14 protein-coding genes and 1 tRNA gene are annotated in these 15,642 nt (G+C 53.7%); all 15 read right to left on the bottom strand.

Translation table 11 applies throughout. The annotated features are described in order from the left end of the window. On the bottom strand, positions 1-114 hold a 114-nt coding region (locus tag JRG72_09990; protein MBW2135535.1), incomplete at its 3' end, for a hypothetical protein. Positions 115-162: 48 nt separating this feature from the next. Further along, the gene (gene fusA, locus JRG72_09985) at positions 163-2,244 is read right to left on the bottom strand and encodes an elongation factor G (GenBank protein ID MBW2135534.1); all 2,082 of its coding nucleotides are present in this window, start codon (positions 2,242-2,244) and stop codon (positions 163-165) included. 21 nt (positions 2,245-2,265) lie between these two features. Continuing rightward, positions 2,266-2,736: a 30S ribosomal protein S7 gene (gene rpsG, locus JRG72_09980; protein MBW2135533.1), complete on the bottom strand. Its 471-nt coding sequence runs from the start codon at positions 2,734-2,736 to the stop codon at positions 2,266-2,268. Between the two features lie 45 nt (positions 2,737-2,781). Then, positions 2,782-3,153, bottom strand: coding sequence for a 30S ribosomal protein S12 (locus JRG72_09975; protein ID MBW2135532.1), 372 nt, complete (start codon positions 3,151-3,153; stop codon positions 2,782-2,784). Between the two features lie 91 nt (positions 3,154-3,244). Further along, on the bottom strand, positions 3,245-7,411 hold the full coding sequence (rpoC, locus tag JRG72_09970) for a DNA-directed RNA polymerase subunit beta' (protein ID MBW2135531.1): 4,167 nt from the start codon (positions 7,409-7,411) through the stop codon (positions 3,245-3,247). After that, complete coding sequence (rpoB, locus tag JRG72_09965; protein MBW2135530.1) at positions 7,404-11,564, bottom strand: DNA-directed RNA polymerase subunit beta; 4,161 nt, start codon at positions 11,562-11,564, stop codon at positions 7,404-7,406. The genes rpoC and rpoB overlap by 8 nt, the downstream gene beginning before the upstream one ends. 95 nt (positions 11,565-11,659) lie before the next feature. Beyond that, the gene (rplL, locus tag JRG72_09960; protein MBW2135529.1) at positions 11,660-12,046 is read right to left on the bottom strand and encodes a 50S ribosomal protein L7/L12; all 387 of its coding nucleotides are present in this window, start codon (positions 12,044-12,046) and stop codon (positions 11,660-11,662) included. A 94-nt stretch (positions 12,047-12,140) separates the two neighbouring features. Then, positions 12,141-12,668, bottom strand: a complete 528-nt coding sequence (locus JRG72_09955; protein ID MBW2135528.1) for a 50S ribosomal protein L10 — start codon at positions 12,666-12,668, stop codon at positions 12,141-12,143. 58 nt (positions 12,669-12,726) lie between these two features. Beyond that, positions 12,727-13,443, bottom strand: a complete 717-nt coding sequence (locus tag JRG72_09950; protein ID MBW2135527.1) for a 50S ribosomal protein L1 — start codon at positions 13,441-13,443, stop codon at positions 12,727-12,729. A gap of 34 nt (positions 13,444-13,477) precedes the next feature. Next, positions 13,478-13,900 carry a 50S ribosomal protein L11 gene (gene rplK / locus JRG72_09945; GenBank protein MBW2135526.1) on the bottom strand — a complete coding sequence of 141 codons (423 nt, stop codon included), beginning with the start codon at positions 13,898-13,900 and terminating at the stop codon, positions 13,478-13,480. Positions 13,901-14,005: 105 nt separating this feature from the next. Next, complete coding sequence (gene nusG, locus JRG72_09940; GenBank protein ID MBW2135525.1) at positions 14,006-14,536, bottom strand: transcription termination/antitermination protein NusG; 531 nt, start codon at positions 14,534-14,536, stop codon at positions 14,006-14,008. Positions 14,537-14,572: 36 nt separating this feature from the next. Continuing rightward, positions 14,573-14,905, bottom strand: a complete 333-nt coding sequence (gene secE / locus JRG72_09935; protein ID MBW2135524.1) for a preprotein translocase subunit SecE — start codon at positions 14,903-14,905, stop codon at positions 14,573-14,575. Positions 14,906-15,262: 357 nt separating this feature from the next. Next, positions 15,263-15,339: transfer RNA gene (locus JRG72_09930), tRNA-Trp, on the bottom strand. Positions 15,340-15,351: 12 nt separating this feature from the next. Further along, the gene (gene rpmG / locus JRG72_09925) at positions 15,352-15,501 is read right to left on the bottom strand and encodes a 50S ribosomal protein L33 (GenBank protein MBW2135523.1); all 150 of its coding nucleotides are present in this window, start codon (positions 15,499-15,501) and stop codon (positions 15,352-15,354) included. A gap of 28 nt (positions 15,502-15,529) precedes the next feature. After that, positions 15,530-15,642, bottom strand: a 113-nt coding sequence (locus JRG72_09920) for a hypothetical protein (protein ID MBW2135522.1), incomplete at its 5' end; no start/stop codon positions are given.

The raw sequence follows: 15,642 nt of genomic DNA, 5'->3' as shown, positions 1-15,642 counted from the left end.
GCGGGCCAAATGCTTGGTGATCGCCGAGGTCAAGGTCGTCTTGCCATGATCAATATGTCCAATGGTCCCCACATTCACATGCGGCTTCTTGCGCTCAAACTTCTTCTTGGCCATGTTGAACTCCTTCTCATAATCTCTACCAATATCCTGCTGCCATAAGGCTTAATTGCTTGATTTGCCTCGCCCGATAATGTCCTCGACGAGATTCTGGGGCACCGGTTCGTAACGGCCAAATTGCATGGTAAATACCGCCCGCCCCTGGGTAGCGCTCCGAAGATCGGTGGCATATCCGAACATGTTCGCCAGGGGGACCTCGGCTTGGATATTTTGCACCCCGCCACGGCTCTCCAGACCCTTGACTCGCCCCCGCCGGGAATTGAGATCACCGATCACTTCGCCCACAAACTCCTCTGGTACTACCACTTCCACTAACATCACCGGTTCCAACAGTATGGGTCGGGCTTTTTTGACTCCCTCTTTGAAACCCAAAGAACCGGCGACATGAAAGGCTCTTTCGGAGGAATCTACCTCATGATAAGAACCATCCACCAGCGCCACCTTAATGTCCACCAGGGGGTAGCCAGCCAAGACGCCGGTCTCCAGGGCCTCACGCACGCCTTTTTCTACCGCCGGGATATATTCTTTGGGTATTGCCCCGCCAATGATCCGGTTTTCAAATTCAAAACCCTGGCCTGCGGGTTGCGGACTCAGTTCCAGCCACACATGACCATACTGGCCGCGGCCCCCGGTCTGACGGACAAACCGTCCTTCCGCCTTGACCGGCTGGGTAATAGTTTCCCGATAGGCCACCTGGGGACGGCCAACCTGCGCGTCAACTTTAAATTCCCGCAGCAGCCGATCAACGATGATCTCCAGATGCAATTCCCCCATGCCGGAAATAATCGTCTGTCCGGTCTGGGGATCGCTGTGGACCCGGAAGGACGGATCTTCTGAGGCGATTTTATGCAAAGCCTGTCCCAACTTATCCTGATCAGCCTTGGTTTTGGGTTCGATGGCGATATCGATGACCGCCATCGGCACCTCCATGGTGGTTAGCACCACGGGGGCCCGCTCATCACACAGCGTGTCACCCGTACCGGTCTGGCGCAGGCCTACGGCGGCGACAATATCGCCGGCGTAAGCCTCTTTAATATCTTCTCTTTTGTTAGCGTGCATCTTGAGCAGGCGACCGATCTTTTCCTTCACTCCTTTGGAAGCATTGTAGACTGTGGTGCCGCTTTGCATGACGCCCGAATATAGTCGCAAAAAGGTCAGATGGCCGACAAACGGGTCCGACAACAGCTTAAAGGCCAGCGCCGCCAGGGGAGCGGCATCATCGGCCGGCCTCTCCTCTTCTTCCCCATTCGGATTCAGTCCCACTACCGGAGGAATATCACTGGGAGCCGGGAGGTAATCAATTACGGCATCTAATAGCGCCTGCACCCCTTTATTTTTAAAGGCCGACCCGCAGAGTACCGGTACCACCTGCAAGTTGATGGTCCCTTGTCGTAATACCCGCCGCAAATCCGCAGGCCTGATCGGTCGATCGGCCAGATAATCCTCCATCAGATCGTCGTCTAGTTCGGCCAGGGCCTCCACCAGCCGGTGGCGACTTTCCTCCGCCTGGCCCTGCAACTCGGAGGGAATCGCGGCCACCTGAAACTTGTCCCCCAGAGCTGAGTCAATATAAACAATAGCCTGCATATTTACCAAATCGATCATTCCTTGGAATTTATCTTCTGCGCCCAGGGGCAATTGCACTAATACCGGATTGGCTTTTAAGCGCTTCCTGATCATGTCGACCGTCCCGAACAGATCAGCCCCGACCCGGTCCATTTTGTTCACGAAGGCCAATCTGGGCACCCCATAATGATCAGCCTGGCGCCACACGGTCTCCGATTGGGGTTCAACCCCGCCGACCGCACAGAAAACCGCCACCACCCCATCCAATACCCGTAACGACCGCTCCACTTCAATGGTAAAATCCACATGCCCGGGAGTATCAATGATATTAATGCGATGATCTTTCCAAAAACAGGTGGTAGCTGCTGAAGTAATGGTAATCCCCCGTTCCTGCTCCTGTGCCATCCAATCCATCACCGCCTGGCCGTCGTGAACCTCCCCCATCTTATAGGTAACACCGGTATAGTAGAGAATTCGTTCCGTGGTTGTGGTTTTGCCCGCATCAATATGAGCCATTAGGCCGATGTTTCTGACCCGCGTCAGCGGGATACTCCGTGGCAACTCCTTCTACCTGTCCTCTCCTTACCAGCGATAATGGGCAAAGGCCTTGTTAGCTTCAGCCATCCGGTGGGTATCTTCTCGTTTTTTGATGGCCCCACCTCGATGATTAAAGGCGTCCAGCAATTCCCCGGCCAACTTGGCCTCCATGCTCTTTTCCGATCGCTCTTTGGCATACTGGATCAGCCAGCGAATGGCTAATGAAGTGCGGCGATCAGGCCGTACCTCCACCGGCACCTGGTAGGTCGCGCCTCCTACCCGTCGGGATTTGACCTGAATGAGCGGCCGGACATTGTCCAGCGCCTTATGGAAGACCTTCAGAGGCTCTTCTTGGGTACGCCGCCCGATGATGTCCAACGAATTGTATAAAATGGATTCGGCCAGACTTTTCTTGCCCCGCCGCATCAATCCGTTGACGAAGCGGGCTACCAGCGCATCCTTAAATTTGGGATCGGGGATAATCGGGCGTTTGACCACCTCCCGTTTTCTAGGCATCGTCTAACACTCCAGATAAAGTATGGAAAGATGTTTTTCAGAACCTCATTTAGGCTTTTTGGTGCCATACTTGGACCGACCCTGGCGGCGATCCTGCACCCCCACCGAATCGAGTGTGCCCCGCACTACATGGTAGCGCACTCCCGGCAGGTCTTTGACCCGACCGCCACGGATCAGCACTACCGAGTGCTCTTGTAAATTGTGGCCCACCCCGGGTATATAGGTGGTCACCTCAATACCGTTGGTCAACCGCACTCGGGCGACTTTGCGCAAAGCCGAGTTGGGTTTCTTCGGAGTGGTGGTGTAAACTCGCAGGCATACCCCGCGTTTTTGTGGACAACTTTTCAAGGCCGGGGTTGTCTTCTTTTTCTTGATTTTTTCCCGGCCTTTTCGAACCAGTTGGTTTATCGTCGGCATTCTTTACTCCATTTGCCTCAGGCCTTGTTTAGCCAAACCTTAAAATCTCTCATTTATATCGAATTACCCAGTCAATGTCAAGGTACATTGTTTATTCCGGATTACCAGGGACCATTTCCTCGGGAAATTGCAATTGTAACTGACGGTAACAGGGCAAGCCGGTTCCGGCCGGAATCGGTCGTCCCATGATAACGTTTTCTTTTAATCCCCGCAAGTAATCGATTCTACCCGCCACCGCGGCGTCGGCCAGGACTTTGGTGGTCTCCTGAAACGAGGCGGCCGAAATCCAGCTTTCGGTGGACAGGGAGGCTTTGGTGATGCCTAACAACAGGGGTTCGGCGATAGCGGGCTGCTTACCCTGACGCATAATCTCTTCGTTCTTTTCTTCAAAGACAAACTTTTCCACCTGTTCCCCGACCAGGAAGTTGGTATCTCCCGGATCCGTGACCCGGACCCGGCGCAGCATTTGCCGGACGATGACCTCGATATGCTTGTCGTTGATCTTCACTCCTTGCAGGCGGTAAACCTCCTGAACTTCGTCCACCAAATAGCGGGCCAATTTTTTGATTCCGCTGATGGCCAGGATATCATGGGGATTGGCCGAACCATCCATGAGTGGTTCGCCATCCCGAACATAATCCCCTTCTTGAACGGCAATGTGTTTACCTTTGGGAATGATGTATTCTTTGGTCTCCCCGACCTCAGGGGTGACAATAATTTTCCGTTTACCCTTGGACTGGCGGCCATAGCTGACCACCCCGCTGATCTCGCTGATCACCGCGTTTTCTTTGGGTTTGCGGACCTCGAAAAGCTCGGCCACCCGGGGCAAGCCGCCGGTAATGTCTTTGGTTTTGGTGGTCTCCCGCGGAATCTTGGCGATAATATCGCCTGGACTGACCAGATCTCCCTCATTTACCATGAGAATGGCTCCCACTGGCAGATGATATCGGGCCACCGCCTGGGTCCCCGGAATACGGGCGGTCTTGCCAGCCTCATCCTTAATGGAGATCCGGGGTCGCATTTCGGGTTCGCGCGACTCAATGATGGCCTTGGAAGACTTGCCGGTAACTAAATCCACCTTCTCCTGCATGGTGACATTATCGATGATATCACCGAACTTGACCTGACCCCCGACTTCGGTCAGGATGGGGTTGGTATAGGGGTCCCACTCGATCAGCACCTGCTCCGGAAAGACTTCCTGGCCTTCAACTACCCGTAGCCGGGCTCCATAGGTGACCGGATAGCGTTCGCGTTCGATGCCCTTTTCGCTGACCACCACTAATTCCGCCTGGCGACTGAGGGCTACCAGATTGCCGGTCACGTCGGTAACCGTCTTCATGTTTTCAAAGCGCACCCAGCCGTGGTTGCGGGCCACATGGTAACTTTGCTCCGCCCGGCGGGAGGCGGTGCCGCCAATATGGAAGGTCCGCATGGTCAATTGGGTCCCCGGCTCGCCAATGGATTGGGCCGCGATAATACCGATCGCCTCCCCAATGTTCACTTGGATGCCATGAGCCAGATCGCGGCCGTAACATCTGACGCAAACCCCGCGGCGACTTTGGCAGGTCAATACCGATCGGATACGCACCCGCTCTATACCCGCCTCCTCAATGCGTTGGGCCGCGTCCTCATCGATCTCTTGGTTGGCCCGGACCAGAACCTCGCCGGTGTGGGGATCAATAATGTCTTCCAGGGCATTACGTCCCAACACCCGCTCACCGACCCGCTGGATGATCTCCCCGCCTTCAATCAGCGGGGTTACCTCGATACCGTCAATGGTGCCGCAGTCTTCTTCGGTAATCACGCAGTCCTGGGCCACATCCACCAGACGTCGGGTCAGATAACCCGAGTTGGCCGTCTTTAAGGCCGTATCCGCCAACCCCTTGCGGGCCCCGTGGGTGGAGATAAAGTATTGCAGCACGGTCAGGCCCTCGCGGAAGTTGGCGGTAATAGGAGTTTCGATGATTTCTCCGGAAGGTTTGGCCATCAGTCCCCGCATCCCGGCCAACTGCCGCATCTGGTCTTTACTGCCCCGCGCTCCGGAATCAGCCATCATGAAAATCGGGTTAAAGCTGGTGGTTTCTTCCTGCAAATCGTGGACCCGACCCTGAGAATCAACCTTTTGTCCGCTAACTGCCTCCCGGGCCATCTCGCCGATCATCTCCGCCGCCACCTCATCGGTCGCCTTGGCCCAGATATCTACTACCTTATTATACTTTTCGCCTTCGGTAATCAGACCTTCACGATATTGTTCTTCGACCAAAGAAGCTTCGGCCTGGGCCGTCTGGAGAATCTCGGCTTTTCGGGCCGGAATCACCATATCAGTGATGGAGATGGAGATGCCAGCCTGAGTAGCATATTTATATCCCATATCTTTCAAACGGTCGGCCAGCAACACGGTATTTTTAATTCCGGTCTGACGATAGGCCTGGGCCACCAGCTTGCGGATCTCCTTTTTGGTCATGGTCCGATTGATAGAGTCAAAGGGGATGCCCTCCGGCAGGATCTCCTTAAGCAACACCCGGCCCACGGTGGTATCAACGATCCGGCCATCGATCCGCACCGGGATGCGGGCATGGAGATCCACCACCCCTTGATCGTAGGCAATCCGAACTTCCTCGGGAGAGGAAAAGGGGATCGGCTTTTCGCCATTAAGGGGAACCCGTTCCCCCTTGGCCAAGGGCCGTTCCCGGGTGAGATAATAAAGCCCCAAAACAATGTCCTGCGAGGGTACGATAATCGGCTCGCCATTGGCCGGGGAGAGAATGTTATTGGTGGACATCATCAACACCCGGGCCTCAATCTGAGCCTCTAACGACAGGGGTAGATGAACCGCCATCTGATCGCCATCAAAGTCAGCGTTAAAGGCAGTACACACCAGGGGATGGAGTTGAATGGCCTTACCTTCCACTAGGATCGGCTCAAAAGCCTGGATCCCTAAGCGATGCAGGGTCGGGGCCCGGTTGAGCAATACCGGATACTCCCGAACCACCTCATCCAGAGAATCCCAGACCTCGGGGGTCTCTTTCTCCACCAGCCGCTTGGCGGCTTTGATGGTATTGACAAATCCATTGGTAACCAGCTCGTGATAGACAAAGGGCTTGAAGAGTTCCAGGGCCATTTTCTTGGGCAGGCCGCACTGATGCAGACGCAGATCCGGGCCAATGACGATCACTGAACGCCCGGAATAATCCACCCGTTTACCCAACAGGTTCTGCCGGAAACGGCCCTGTTTACCTTTGAGCATATCGCTCAAGGACTTCAGAGGCCGTTTGTTGGGTCCGGTGATGGTTTTCCCCCGCCGGCCATTATCAAAGAGGACATCCACTGACTCTTGTAACATCCGCTTTTCATTACGGATAATGATCTCTGGGGCATCCAGCTCAATCAATCTTTTCAAGCGGTTATTCCGATTGATGACCCGCCGGTAGAGGTCATTCAGATCTGAAGTTGCAAACCGGCCACCATCCAAAGGGACCAGCGGACGGAGGTCGGGGGGCAGCACCGGAATGACCGAAAGTACCATCCATTCCGGACGAATCCCGGAATCTTTAAAGGCATCGATCACCTTGAGCCTTTTACCAAGCTTCTTACGCTTGGCCTCGGAACTGGTTTTGGCGATTTCCTCCCGCAGGCGGTCGGACAGGGTAGCCAGGTCGATCGACTTTAGCATGGCCTCGATGGCTTCCGCCCCCATGCCCGCCTCAAACTCCTCACCATGTTCCTCTCGGGCCTGGCGATACTTTTCTTCTGACAGCAGTTCGCCCTGGTGCAAGGGCGTATCTTTGGGATCAATCACCACATAGGACTCAAAGTAGAGGATTTTTTCCAGTTCCCGAAGGGTGAGATCCAATAGATTGCCGATTTTACTGGGCAAACTCTTTAGAAACCAGATGTGCACCACCGGACTGGCCAGTTCGATGTGGCCCATCCGTTCGCGGCGCACCTTGGATTGGATGACTTCAACGCCACACTTTTCGCAGACTATGCCGCGGTGCTTCATGCGCTTGTATTTCCCGCAATTGCACTCATAGTCCTTGGTGGGGCCGAAGATTTTGGCGCAGAACAATCCGTCCCGTTCCGGTTTAAAGGTGCGGTAATTTATGGTTTCCGGCTTCTTTACCTCGCCATGCGACCAGGAGCGGATCATCTCCGGTGAGGCCAACGAGATGCGGACTGCATTAAAATTGAGCGGATCTTTGGGTTTGGCAAAGATATTATTAAGATCTTCTAAGGCTACTTCCCTTGGTTTATTCATCGCTTTCTGTGCCCTTTTGTTCCTGGTCCTCCAACAGCTCGATATTCAAAGCCAGACTTTGCAACTCCCGAACCAGGACATTAAAAGATTCTGGCAAACCAGCTTCGAGGTCATATTGACCCTTGGCGATTTTTTCATACATCCGGGTCCGACCCGCGACGTCGTCGGATTTGACGGTGAGAAATTCCTGGAGGGAATAGGCGGCGCCGTAGGCCTCCATGGCCCAAACCTCCATCTCTCCCAGCCGCTGTCCGCCGAATTGGGCTTTGCCTCCCAGCGGCTGTTGGGTGACTAGTGAATAGGGACCGATGGAGCGGGCATGGATCTTGTCATCCACCAGGTGGTGGAGTTTCATCATGTACATGATACCGACCGTCACCTCTCGATCAAAGGGCTCGCCGGTCCGGCCATCGAACAGCTTGGCCTTGCCCACCTCTGGGACGCCGGCTTCTTTCAAACAGGTCTGAATCTCTTCCTCAGTAGCCCCGTCAAAGACCGGGGTTGCCATATAAATGCCTTCTTTGTAGTACCTCTCCCATAGTTCCCGCAAATCATCATGGGTGGCATTCTCCAGCCAGGCATCCATGGCCGGGTTTTGGTAAATCCGTTTCAAACGGTTTTTAATGGCATCTAGTTGGTAAAATTGATCAATCATGCGGCCGATTTGGTGTCCCAGAGCCTGGGAGGCCCACCCCAGATGTGTCTCCAGCACCTGCCCGACATTCATGCGGGACGGTACCCCCAAAGGATTGAGCACGATATCCACCGGAGTGCCATCCTCAAAGTACGGCATGTCCTCCACCGGTAAGATCCGGGAGACCACCCCTTTGTTGCCGTGCCGCCCGGCCATTTTATCCCCTACCGCCAGCTTGCGTTTCAAGGCCACAAAGACCTTGACCATCTTGATGACTCCGGGAGGCAGTTCGTCGACCTTGCGCAGCCGTTCGATTTTGTCCTCGAAGATCATATTCACCAGGTGCAGTTGCTCCTGATAGTTATCCAGGAGTTTGTCGACCTGCTCTTCTATTCCGGGCTTAGCAAAGGAAATATGGCGCCAGTATTCCATCGGCAGTTGGGCCACCAGCTCAGAGGTAACTTCACCACCCGCCTCTAAAATAACGGTCCCCTGGCGTTCATCTTCCAATGCCGATTCCACTTTCTGGCCGGTCAACAAATCGGACAGTTTATGAGTAAAGCTATGGGTCAGGATAGCCAGTTCGTCACCCTGATCTTTCTGTAACTTGGCCACGGCCTCATCTTCGATCGACCGGCTCCGGGAATCTTTCTCGATCCCCTTACGGGAAAATACCCGGGCATCGATTATTACCCCTTCAATTCCAGGGGGCACTCGTAACGAGGTGTCCCGAACATCACCAGCCTTTTCCCCAAAAATAGCTCGTAATAATTTCTCTTCCGGGGAAAGCTGGGTTTCCCCCCGCGGAGTGATTTTACCTACCAGGATATCGCCGGTTTTGACCTCGGCGCCGATCCGGATGATGCCGCTCTCATCCAGATTGCGCAAGGCATCTTCACCCACATTGGGGATGTCTCGGGTAATCTCTTCTTTCCCTAGTTTGGTATCCCGAGCCAGGATCTCGAATTCTTCGATATGAATCGAAGTATAAACATCCTCTTTGGCGATCCGCTCGCTCACCAGGATAGAGTCTTCAAAGTTGTACCCGCCCCAGGGCATGAAGGCCACCATGACGTTTTTGCCCAGAGCTAATTCCCCTGCCGCAGTAGCCGGGCCATCAGCAATAATCTGACCTTTTTCGACCCGCTCGCCGCGGCGCACAATGGGTCGCTGATTGAAACAGGTATTCTGGTTGGTGCGCTGGAATTTGATCAGTTTATAAATATCTACCAGGGAGTTTGATTCCTCCGGGCCGCCGTTATCGGCTCGGACCACAATGCGCGAGGCGTCCACATCTTCGACAATGCCACTCCGTCGGGCGATGATGGTCACCCCGGAGTCTCGGGCCACCACCCCCTCCATGCCAGTCCCGATCACCGGGGAATTACAGGTCAACAGGGGCACTGCTTGGCGTTGCATGTTAGAACCCATTAAGGCCCGGTTGGCATCATCGTTTTCCAGGAAGGGGATCAACGACGAAGCCACACTCACCAATTGATTGGGCGATACGTCCATGAAGTCAACCTCTTTCGGGTGGACCATGACGAACTCTCCGGCTTTGCGGGCCGAAACCAAGTCCGAGACAAATCGACCTTCAGAGTCCAGGGGAGCATTGGCCTGGGCGATGACATGTTCACCCTCGTCCAGCGCGCTTAAGTAAAGGACTTCCTTGGTAACATGGGGTTCCACCCGGCCATTGACCTCTTTTTTCTCTACCACCCGATAGGGCGTTTCGATGAAGCCGAATTCATTAACCCGGGCGTAAGTGGACAGCGAAACAATGAGACCGATGTTGGGACCTTCCGGAGTCTCAATCGGGCAGATGCGGCCATAATGGGTGGGATGGACATCTCGAACTTCAAAGCCGGCCCGTTCCCGGGTCAAGCCACCTGGTCCCAGGGCGCTCAAGCGGCGCTTGTGGGTAATCTCGGAAAGCGGGTTAGTCTGATCCATGAACTGCGACAACTGACTGGTACCAAAGAATTCCTTGACTACCGCCGACACCGGTTTGGCGTTGATCATATCATGGGGCATCAGGGTATCGATGTCTTGCAGGCTCATCCGCTCCCGGATGGCTCGCTCCATCCGCACCAGACCGATGCGATATTGATTCTCCAACAATTCCCCTACGGCCCGCACCCGACGATTGCCCAGGTGGTCGATATCATCTACTGGCCCCTCCTGGTCTTTCTGGGTGATCAACTCCTTGACGGCGTAAAGAATATCTTCCCTGGTAAGAGTGGTGTGGGTAAGGGGCAAATCGCGTTTTAACCTCAAATTGAGCTTCAGACGACCAACCGGGGATAAATCATAATACTCCGGTTTGAAGAACAGGTTCTGAAAGAAGTTAAGCGCCACCTCAAGAGTGGGAGGATTGCCGGGCCGCAACCGTTTATAGATCTCCAGGATTGCTTCCCGCATGTTGCTGGTTTTGTCCACCGCCAGGGTATCGCGCAAACACGGACTGACATTTAGACCATCGATATACAGCAGGTCCAGTTCCTGGACACCCCGTTGCCGCAGCAGATCGAGTTTTTCCTCGGTGATATAGTCGTTACAGGGGACCAACACCTCTCCGCTTTGGGGGTCCAGAATGTCATGGGCTACCACTCTATTGATAAGTTCGGCACTAGTGCCGGACAGATATTCCACCCCGGCCTCTTGCATCTTACGAATAGACGCCGGGGTCACCTTCTTCAATTTCTTGACCATCACTTCCCCGGTCCGGGGATCGACGATGTCGCTGACCGCTTTCTTGTTGAGCAGAAAATCTGGGATGAACTTCCGCCTACAGGTTTCCCCTTCCAGATAGATCTTCTCGGTCTGGAAGAAAATATTCAGCAGTTCCTCGGTAGAATATCCCAAAGCCTTGAGGAGCACGGTCACCGGGAATTTGCGTCGGCGGTCAATGCGGACATAGAGGATATCCTTATGATCGAATTCCAGATCGATCCAGGACCCCCGCATGGGGATGAGACGCGCCGAATAAAGCAACTTCCCACTGGAGTGGGTCTTGCCGCGATCGTGGTCGATATAGAGTCCGGGGGAACGATGCAACTGACTCACTACCACCCGTTCGGTCCCATTGATGATAAAGGTCCCATGGTCGGTCATCAAAGGAATGGTCCCGAAGTAGATCTCTTGTTCCTTGATGTCTCGGATGGAGCGAGCCCCCGTCTCCTGATCGACCTCATAGACCACCAGCCGCACGGTGAGCTTCATGGGGGCTTCATAGGTCATGCCTCGTTGGAGGCATTCTTCCACGTCGTATTTGGGGTCAGCAAAGCTGTAGCTGACAAATTCCAGGGAAGCGGTCCCACTAAAATCCCAGATGGGGAAAACGCTCTTAAAGACCCCCTGAAGGCCGTAATCCTCCCGGGCCTCGGGAGGGACATGGTTTTGTAAGAACCGTTGATAAGATTCTTTCTGCATTTCGATCAGATTGGAGATCTCAATGAACCTCTCAATCTTCCCAAAATTGCGGCGGTAAAGCTTTTGAGGGGAGAAAACCTCAGCCATTCGTTCTCCTTGTAGGTAAGTCATCGATTGATTTCGAGTTGTTGGTAATCATGGTTGCGGACCACGGTCAACTCGAAACCCTGTACTGCAGCAGACTACTTGATCTCGACCGTAGCCCCCTGTTCCTCCAATTTTTTCTTGATTTCTTCCGCTTCCGCTTTAGAAATACCCTCTTTCAGGGTGGTGGGAACATTTTCCACCGCCTCCTTGGCCTCTTTAAGCCCTAGGCTGGTAATGGCCCGGACTTCCTTGATGACCGGAATCTTGTTGGGCCCCACTTCGGTCAGCACCACGTCAAATTCTGTCTGTTCTTCGGCTACTGGAGCCGCCTCTACCGCGCCGGGGACGGCAGCCGCCATAGCTACCGGGGCCGCGGCGGTGACTCCAAACTTCTCCTCCAGCTCTTTGACCAGCTGGGATAATTCCAAAACCGTCATATTGGCGATAAAATCAATCACCTCGGCTTTGGTTATTTTTTCCATGGCACAGGTCCTCCTTAACATCCTCAATTTCGGTAAGCGATCTCTAGATCGCTGATAAATGGTTTCCTAAATTAACAATATTCACAAGTCGGGGCTAGTCACCGGAGGCGTTCTTTTGCGCCTCAATCGCTTGCAAAGTATAAAGCAACTGACGGATAACGCCGCTCAGGACATTTACCAGAGAGGTGGGTATGCCTTGCAGGGCAGCCAGCAGTTGACTCAGCAGCACCTCTCGGCCAGGCAACTTGGAGAGATCCGCAATATCCTGCCCTGAAAGCACCGTGTGCCGCAAGACCCCGGCCTTTAATTTGAATTCCGGCTTGTCCTTGGCAAATTTGCTCAAGACCTTGGCCAGGTTCAGCGGATTGTCAAATCCCAAGGCCACCGCGGTGGGGCCGACAAAAAACTCCTCCAGGCGGGCCGACTCCGTCTCCACTGCTGCTCTTTGGAGAAGGGTGTTTTTCACCACGATCAATTCGCCCCCGGCTTCCTTAATCTCCCGGCGCAAGTTGGTCATCTCGGCCACTTTGAGACCCTTGAAATCGGTGAGCACGTTGAACTCAGCCTGTTTTAATTTTTCATGCAGGGCCTCGACCACCCTGCTTTTTTCCGTTCTTTGCACCTGCAACTCCTCTTCAGGCCTCCCACGGCGGGGCACCCCTGCTCAATCACCGTCATAATTAGGCGGAAGCCATTCTCAATAGATTTTTGACCTCCAACGGATCGATCCGAATTCCCGGCCCCATAGTGGTTGACAACGCTATTCCCCTGAGGTAGGCACCTTTACTGGTCGGCGGTTTTAAGCGGATTAAGGTTTCAAAAAAACTGGCCAGGTTTTGCAACAGGCTCTCTACTCCAAAGGAGACCTTGCCCATGGGGGCATGAACCACCCCAGCTTTGTCAACCCGGAAATCAATTTTCCCCGCCTTAAGTTCCTGGACTGCCCGTCCGACCTCAAAGGTGACGGTGCCGACCTTGACGTTGGGCATCAACCCCCGGGGACCCAAGATTTTGCCGATCTTGCCCACCTGACCCATCAGATCCGGGGTAGCCACCGCCTTATCGAATTCGAGCCAGCCGCCCTTGATCTTCTCGATCAGCTCTTCAGCGCCGACGTAATCGGCCCCGGCTTCCAGGGCTTCTTTTTCTTTCTCGCCTTTGGCAAAAACCAAGACCCGCACCTGCTTGCCAACCCCGTTAGGTAAAACCACCGCGCCCCGGACCATCTGGTCGGCGTGGCGAGGATTAACCCCTAAACGGACGGCCACATCCACAGTTTCGTCAAAACGGGCATAAGCGGTTTCCAGCGCCAGTTGCAGACCCTCAGGGAAATTATACTTCAGGGTCTTATCGACTTTGCTACGGACGGTTTGATATTTTTTCCCTCTCTTAGACATTCCCTGCTCCCCATTCCTTTTGGGTCGGCCTCAGTCAGATGATCTCGATTCCCATGCTACGCGCCGTCCCAGCAATGGAACGCTTGGCGGCCTCAAAATCGGTGGTGTTGAGGTCTGGCATTTTCTGACGCGCAATCTCCTCCACCTGTTGCCAACTCACCTGTGCCACTTTTTCCCGACCGGCTTCTTTGGCCCCGGAGGCGATCTGCGCCACCTTTTTGAGCAATACCGACGCCGGCGGCGTTTTGGTGACAAAGCTAAAGGACCGGTCGGCAAAGACCGTGATCACTACCGGGACAATCGTTCCTTCCTGGCCTTGAGTGCGGGCATTATAGCTTTTACAAAACTCCATGATATTGACGCCATGCTGCCCCAACGCCGGCCCGATCGGGGGTGACGGATTGGCCTGGCCAGCGGGAATCTGTAACTTGATCTGGGCCACCACTTTTTTTGCCATCTACTCTAACTCCTCGTTGACTTTAAGGCCCCATTTAGTTGGCTAGAACTAATGGCAGTGGTGTGCCGCGGTTAGCGGCGAGTTCCTGGCCAACCGGGCCTGAAATTATATCTTCTCCAGCTGGAAAAATTCAAATTCTACCGGGGTGGAGCGGCCAAAGACGCTGATCATCACCCGCACCCGGCCCTTTTCGGCCTTTACCTCATCTACCAGGCCACTGAAATTACTGAACGGCCCCTCTATGACCCGGACTTTATCCCCGACCTCGAACTTTACCTTGGGTTTGGGCTTGAGTGCTCCCTCCCGCATCTGAGTCAGGATCTTTTCGGCCTCGGCATCGGCAATGGCCACCGGTTCCGTGCGGCTACCCAGAAACCCGGTTACCTTGGGAGTATCATTCACCAGATGCCAGGTGTCGTCATTGAGCTCCATCCGGACCATAATATAACCTGGGTAAAATTTGCGCGAGGAGATGCGCTTCTCCCCTTTGACAATTTCTTCTACCTGTTCGGTGGGCACTAATATCTCGGTGATCAGGTTTTCCATCCCCTGAACCCGGGCCCGTTCTTCCAGCGACTGCTTGACCTGCTTTTCAAAACCGGAATAGGTATGAACAATATACCATTTCTGCGTCACTGGTAGAGGTCCTCATTACTCTCACTGTTATGCTTTTCATCCAATGATGTAGCTGACTAACCTAGATAACCCCAGATCGACAATCCCTAAAAAGACTGAGATAAAAACCACCAAAATGATCACTACCGCGGTCGCCCCCAGAGTCTCCTTGCGCCCCGGCCAGGTCACCTTTTTTAATTCGATAACGGCTTCATTGAAAAATTGCTTGGTCTGACGCCAATATTGCAATATTTCCGATAACTTGGAGGACTTCTTTTTCTTGCCCCCCAGCTTAACCACCTGGCCTTTGGTTACCTTTTTAGCTACCTCCTTGCCGCCTTTTACCTGAACTTTGGGGTTGGCCTTTTCTTTGGTCTTAGTTTTCTTCATGAAGTCATCTTTGCGTTTTCAAATGCTCAGGCTTAAATTTGATGATCACCATTTATTCAATGTTAATTGTAAGATTATCCATGGCTTTAGCCGGCATCTCGGACCTTTGTCGGTTTGCCCTAGCCAGACTCCTGACTCCTGCTAACCCCCTGGTCGTCTGATCAAAGACGCAAGAAAATCGGGCCCCTTTTTCCGTTAAAGGACTCAAGTGCCACGTTCGGAACTATTATAACCGTGCTTAATCGCTAACCCATCAGGTAGGAGAATAAGTATGGGGCACCATCCCACCCATACCTGAGATCTTTTCCTAAGCCATTGAGTTTCGCCAGACTCTATCACTTTTTGACCACAAAATAATGGCAGGCCAGGAGGGATTTGAACCCCCATCACCCGGATTTGGAGTCCGGTGCTCTAGCCGTTGGAGCTACTGGCCTGCAAGCTAAACCTTACTTGGTTTCCCGATGGAGCGTATGGGTCCGACAATACGGACAGTACTTCTTGAACTCCAAGCGATTCGGAGTCCGGCGTTTATTTTTGGTAGACGTATAATTCCGTCGTTTGCAGGTTGTACAGGCTAAAATTATATTATCGCGCATTTTTCCGAAATTTCATCAATTCGAGGAGTTATTCAATAATCTGGCTGACCACGCCGGCGCCCACGGTGCGGCCCCCTTCCCGGATGGCAAAGCGCAGCTCCTTCTCCAGGGCAATGGGGGTGATCAGGCTGACCTCCAGGG

The sequence above is a fragment of the Deltaproteobacteria bacterium genome (assembly GCA_019309545.1).
Classification (GTDB): domain Bacteria; phylum Desulfobacterota; class Desulfobaccia; order Desulfobaccales; family Desulfobaccaceae; genus Desulfobacca_B.
This window is presented reverse-complemented; position numbering and strand designations above follow the sequence as displayed.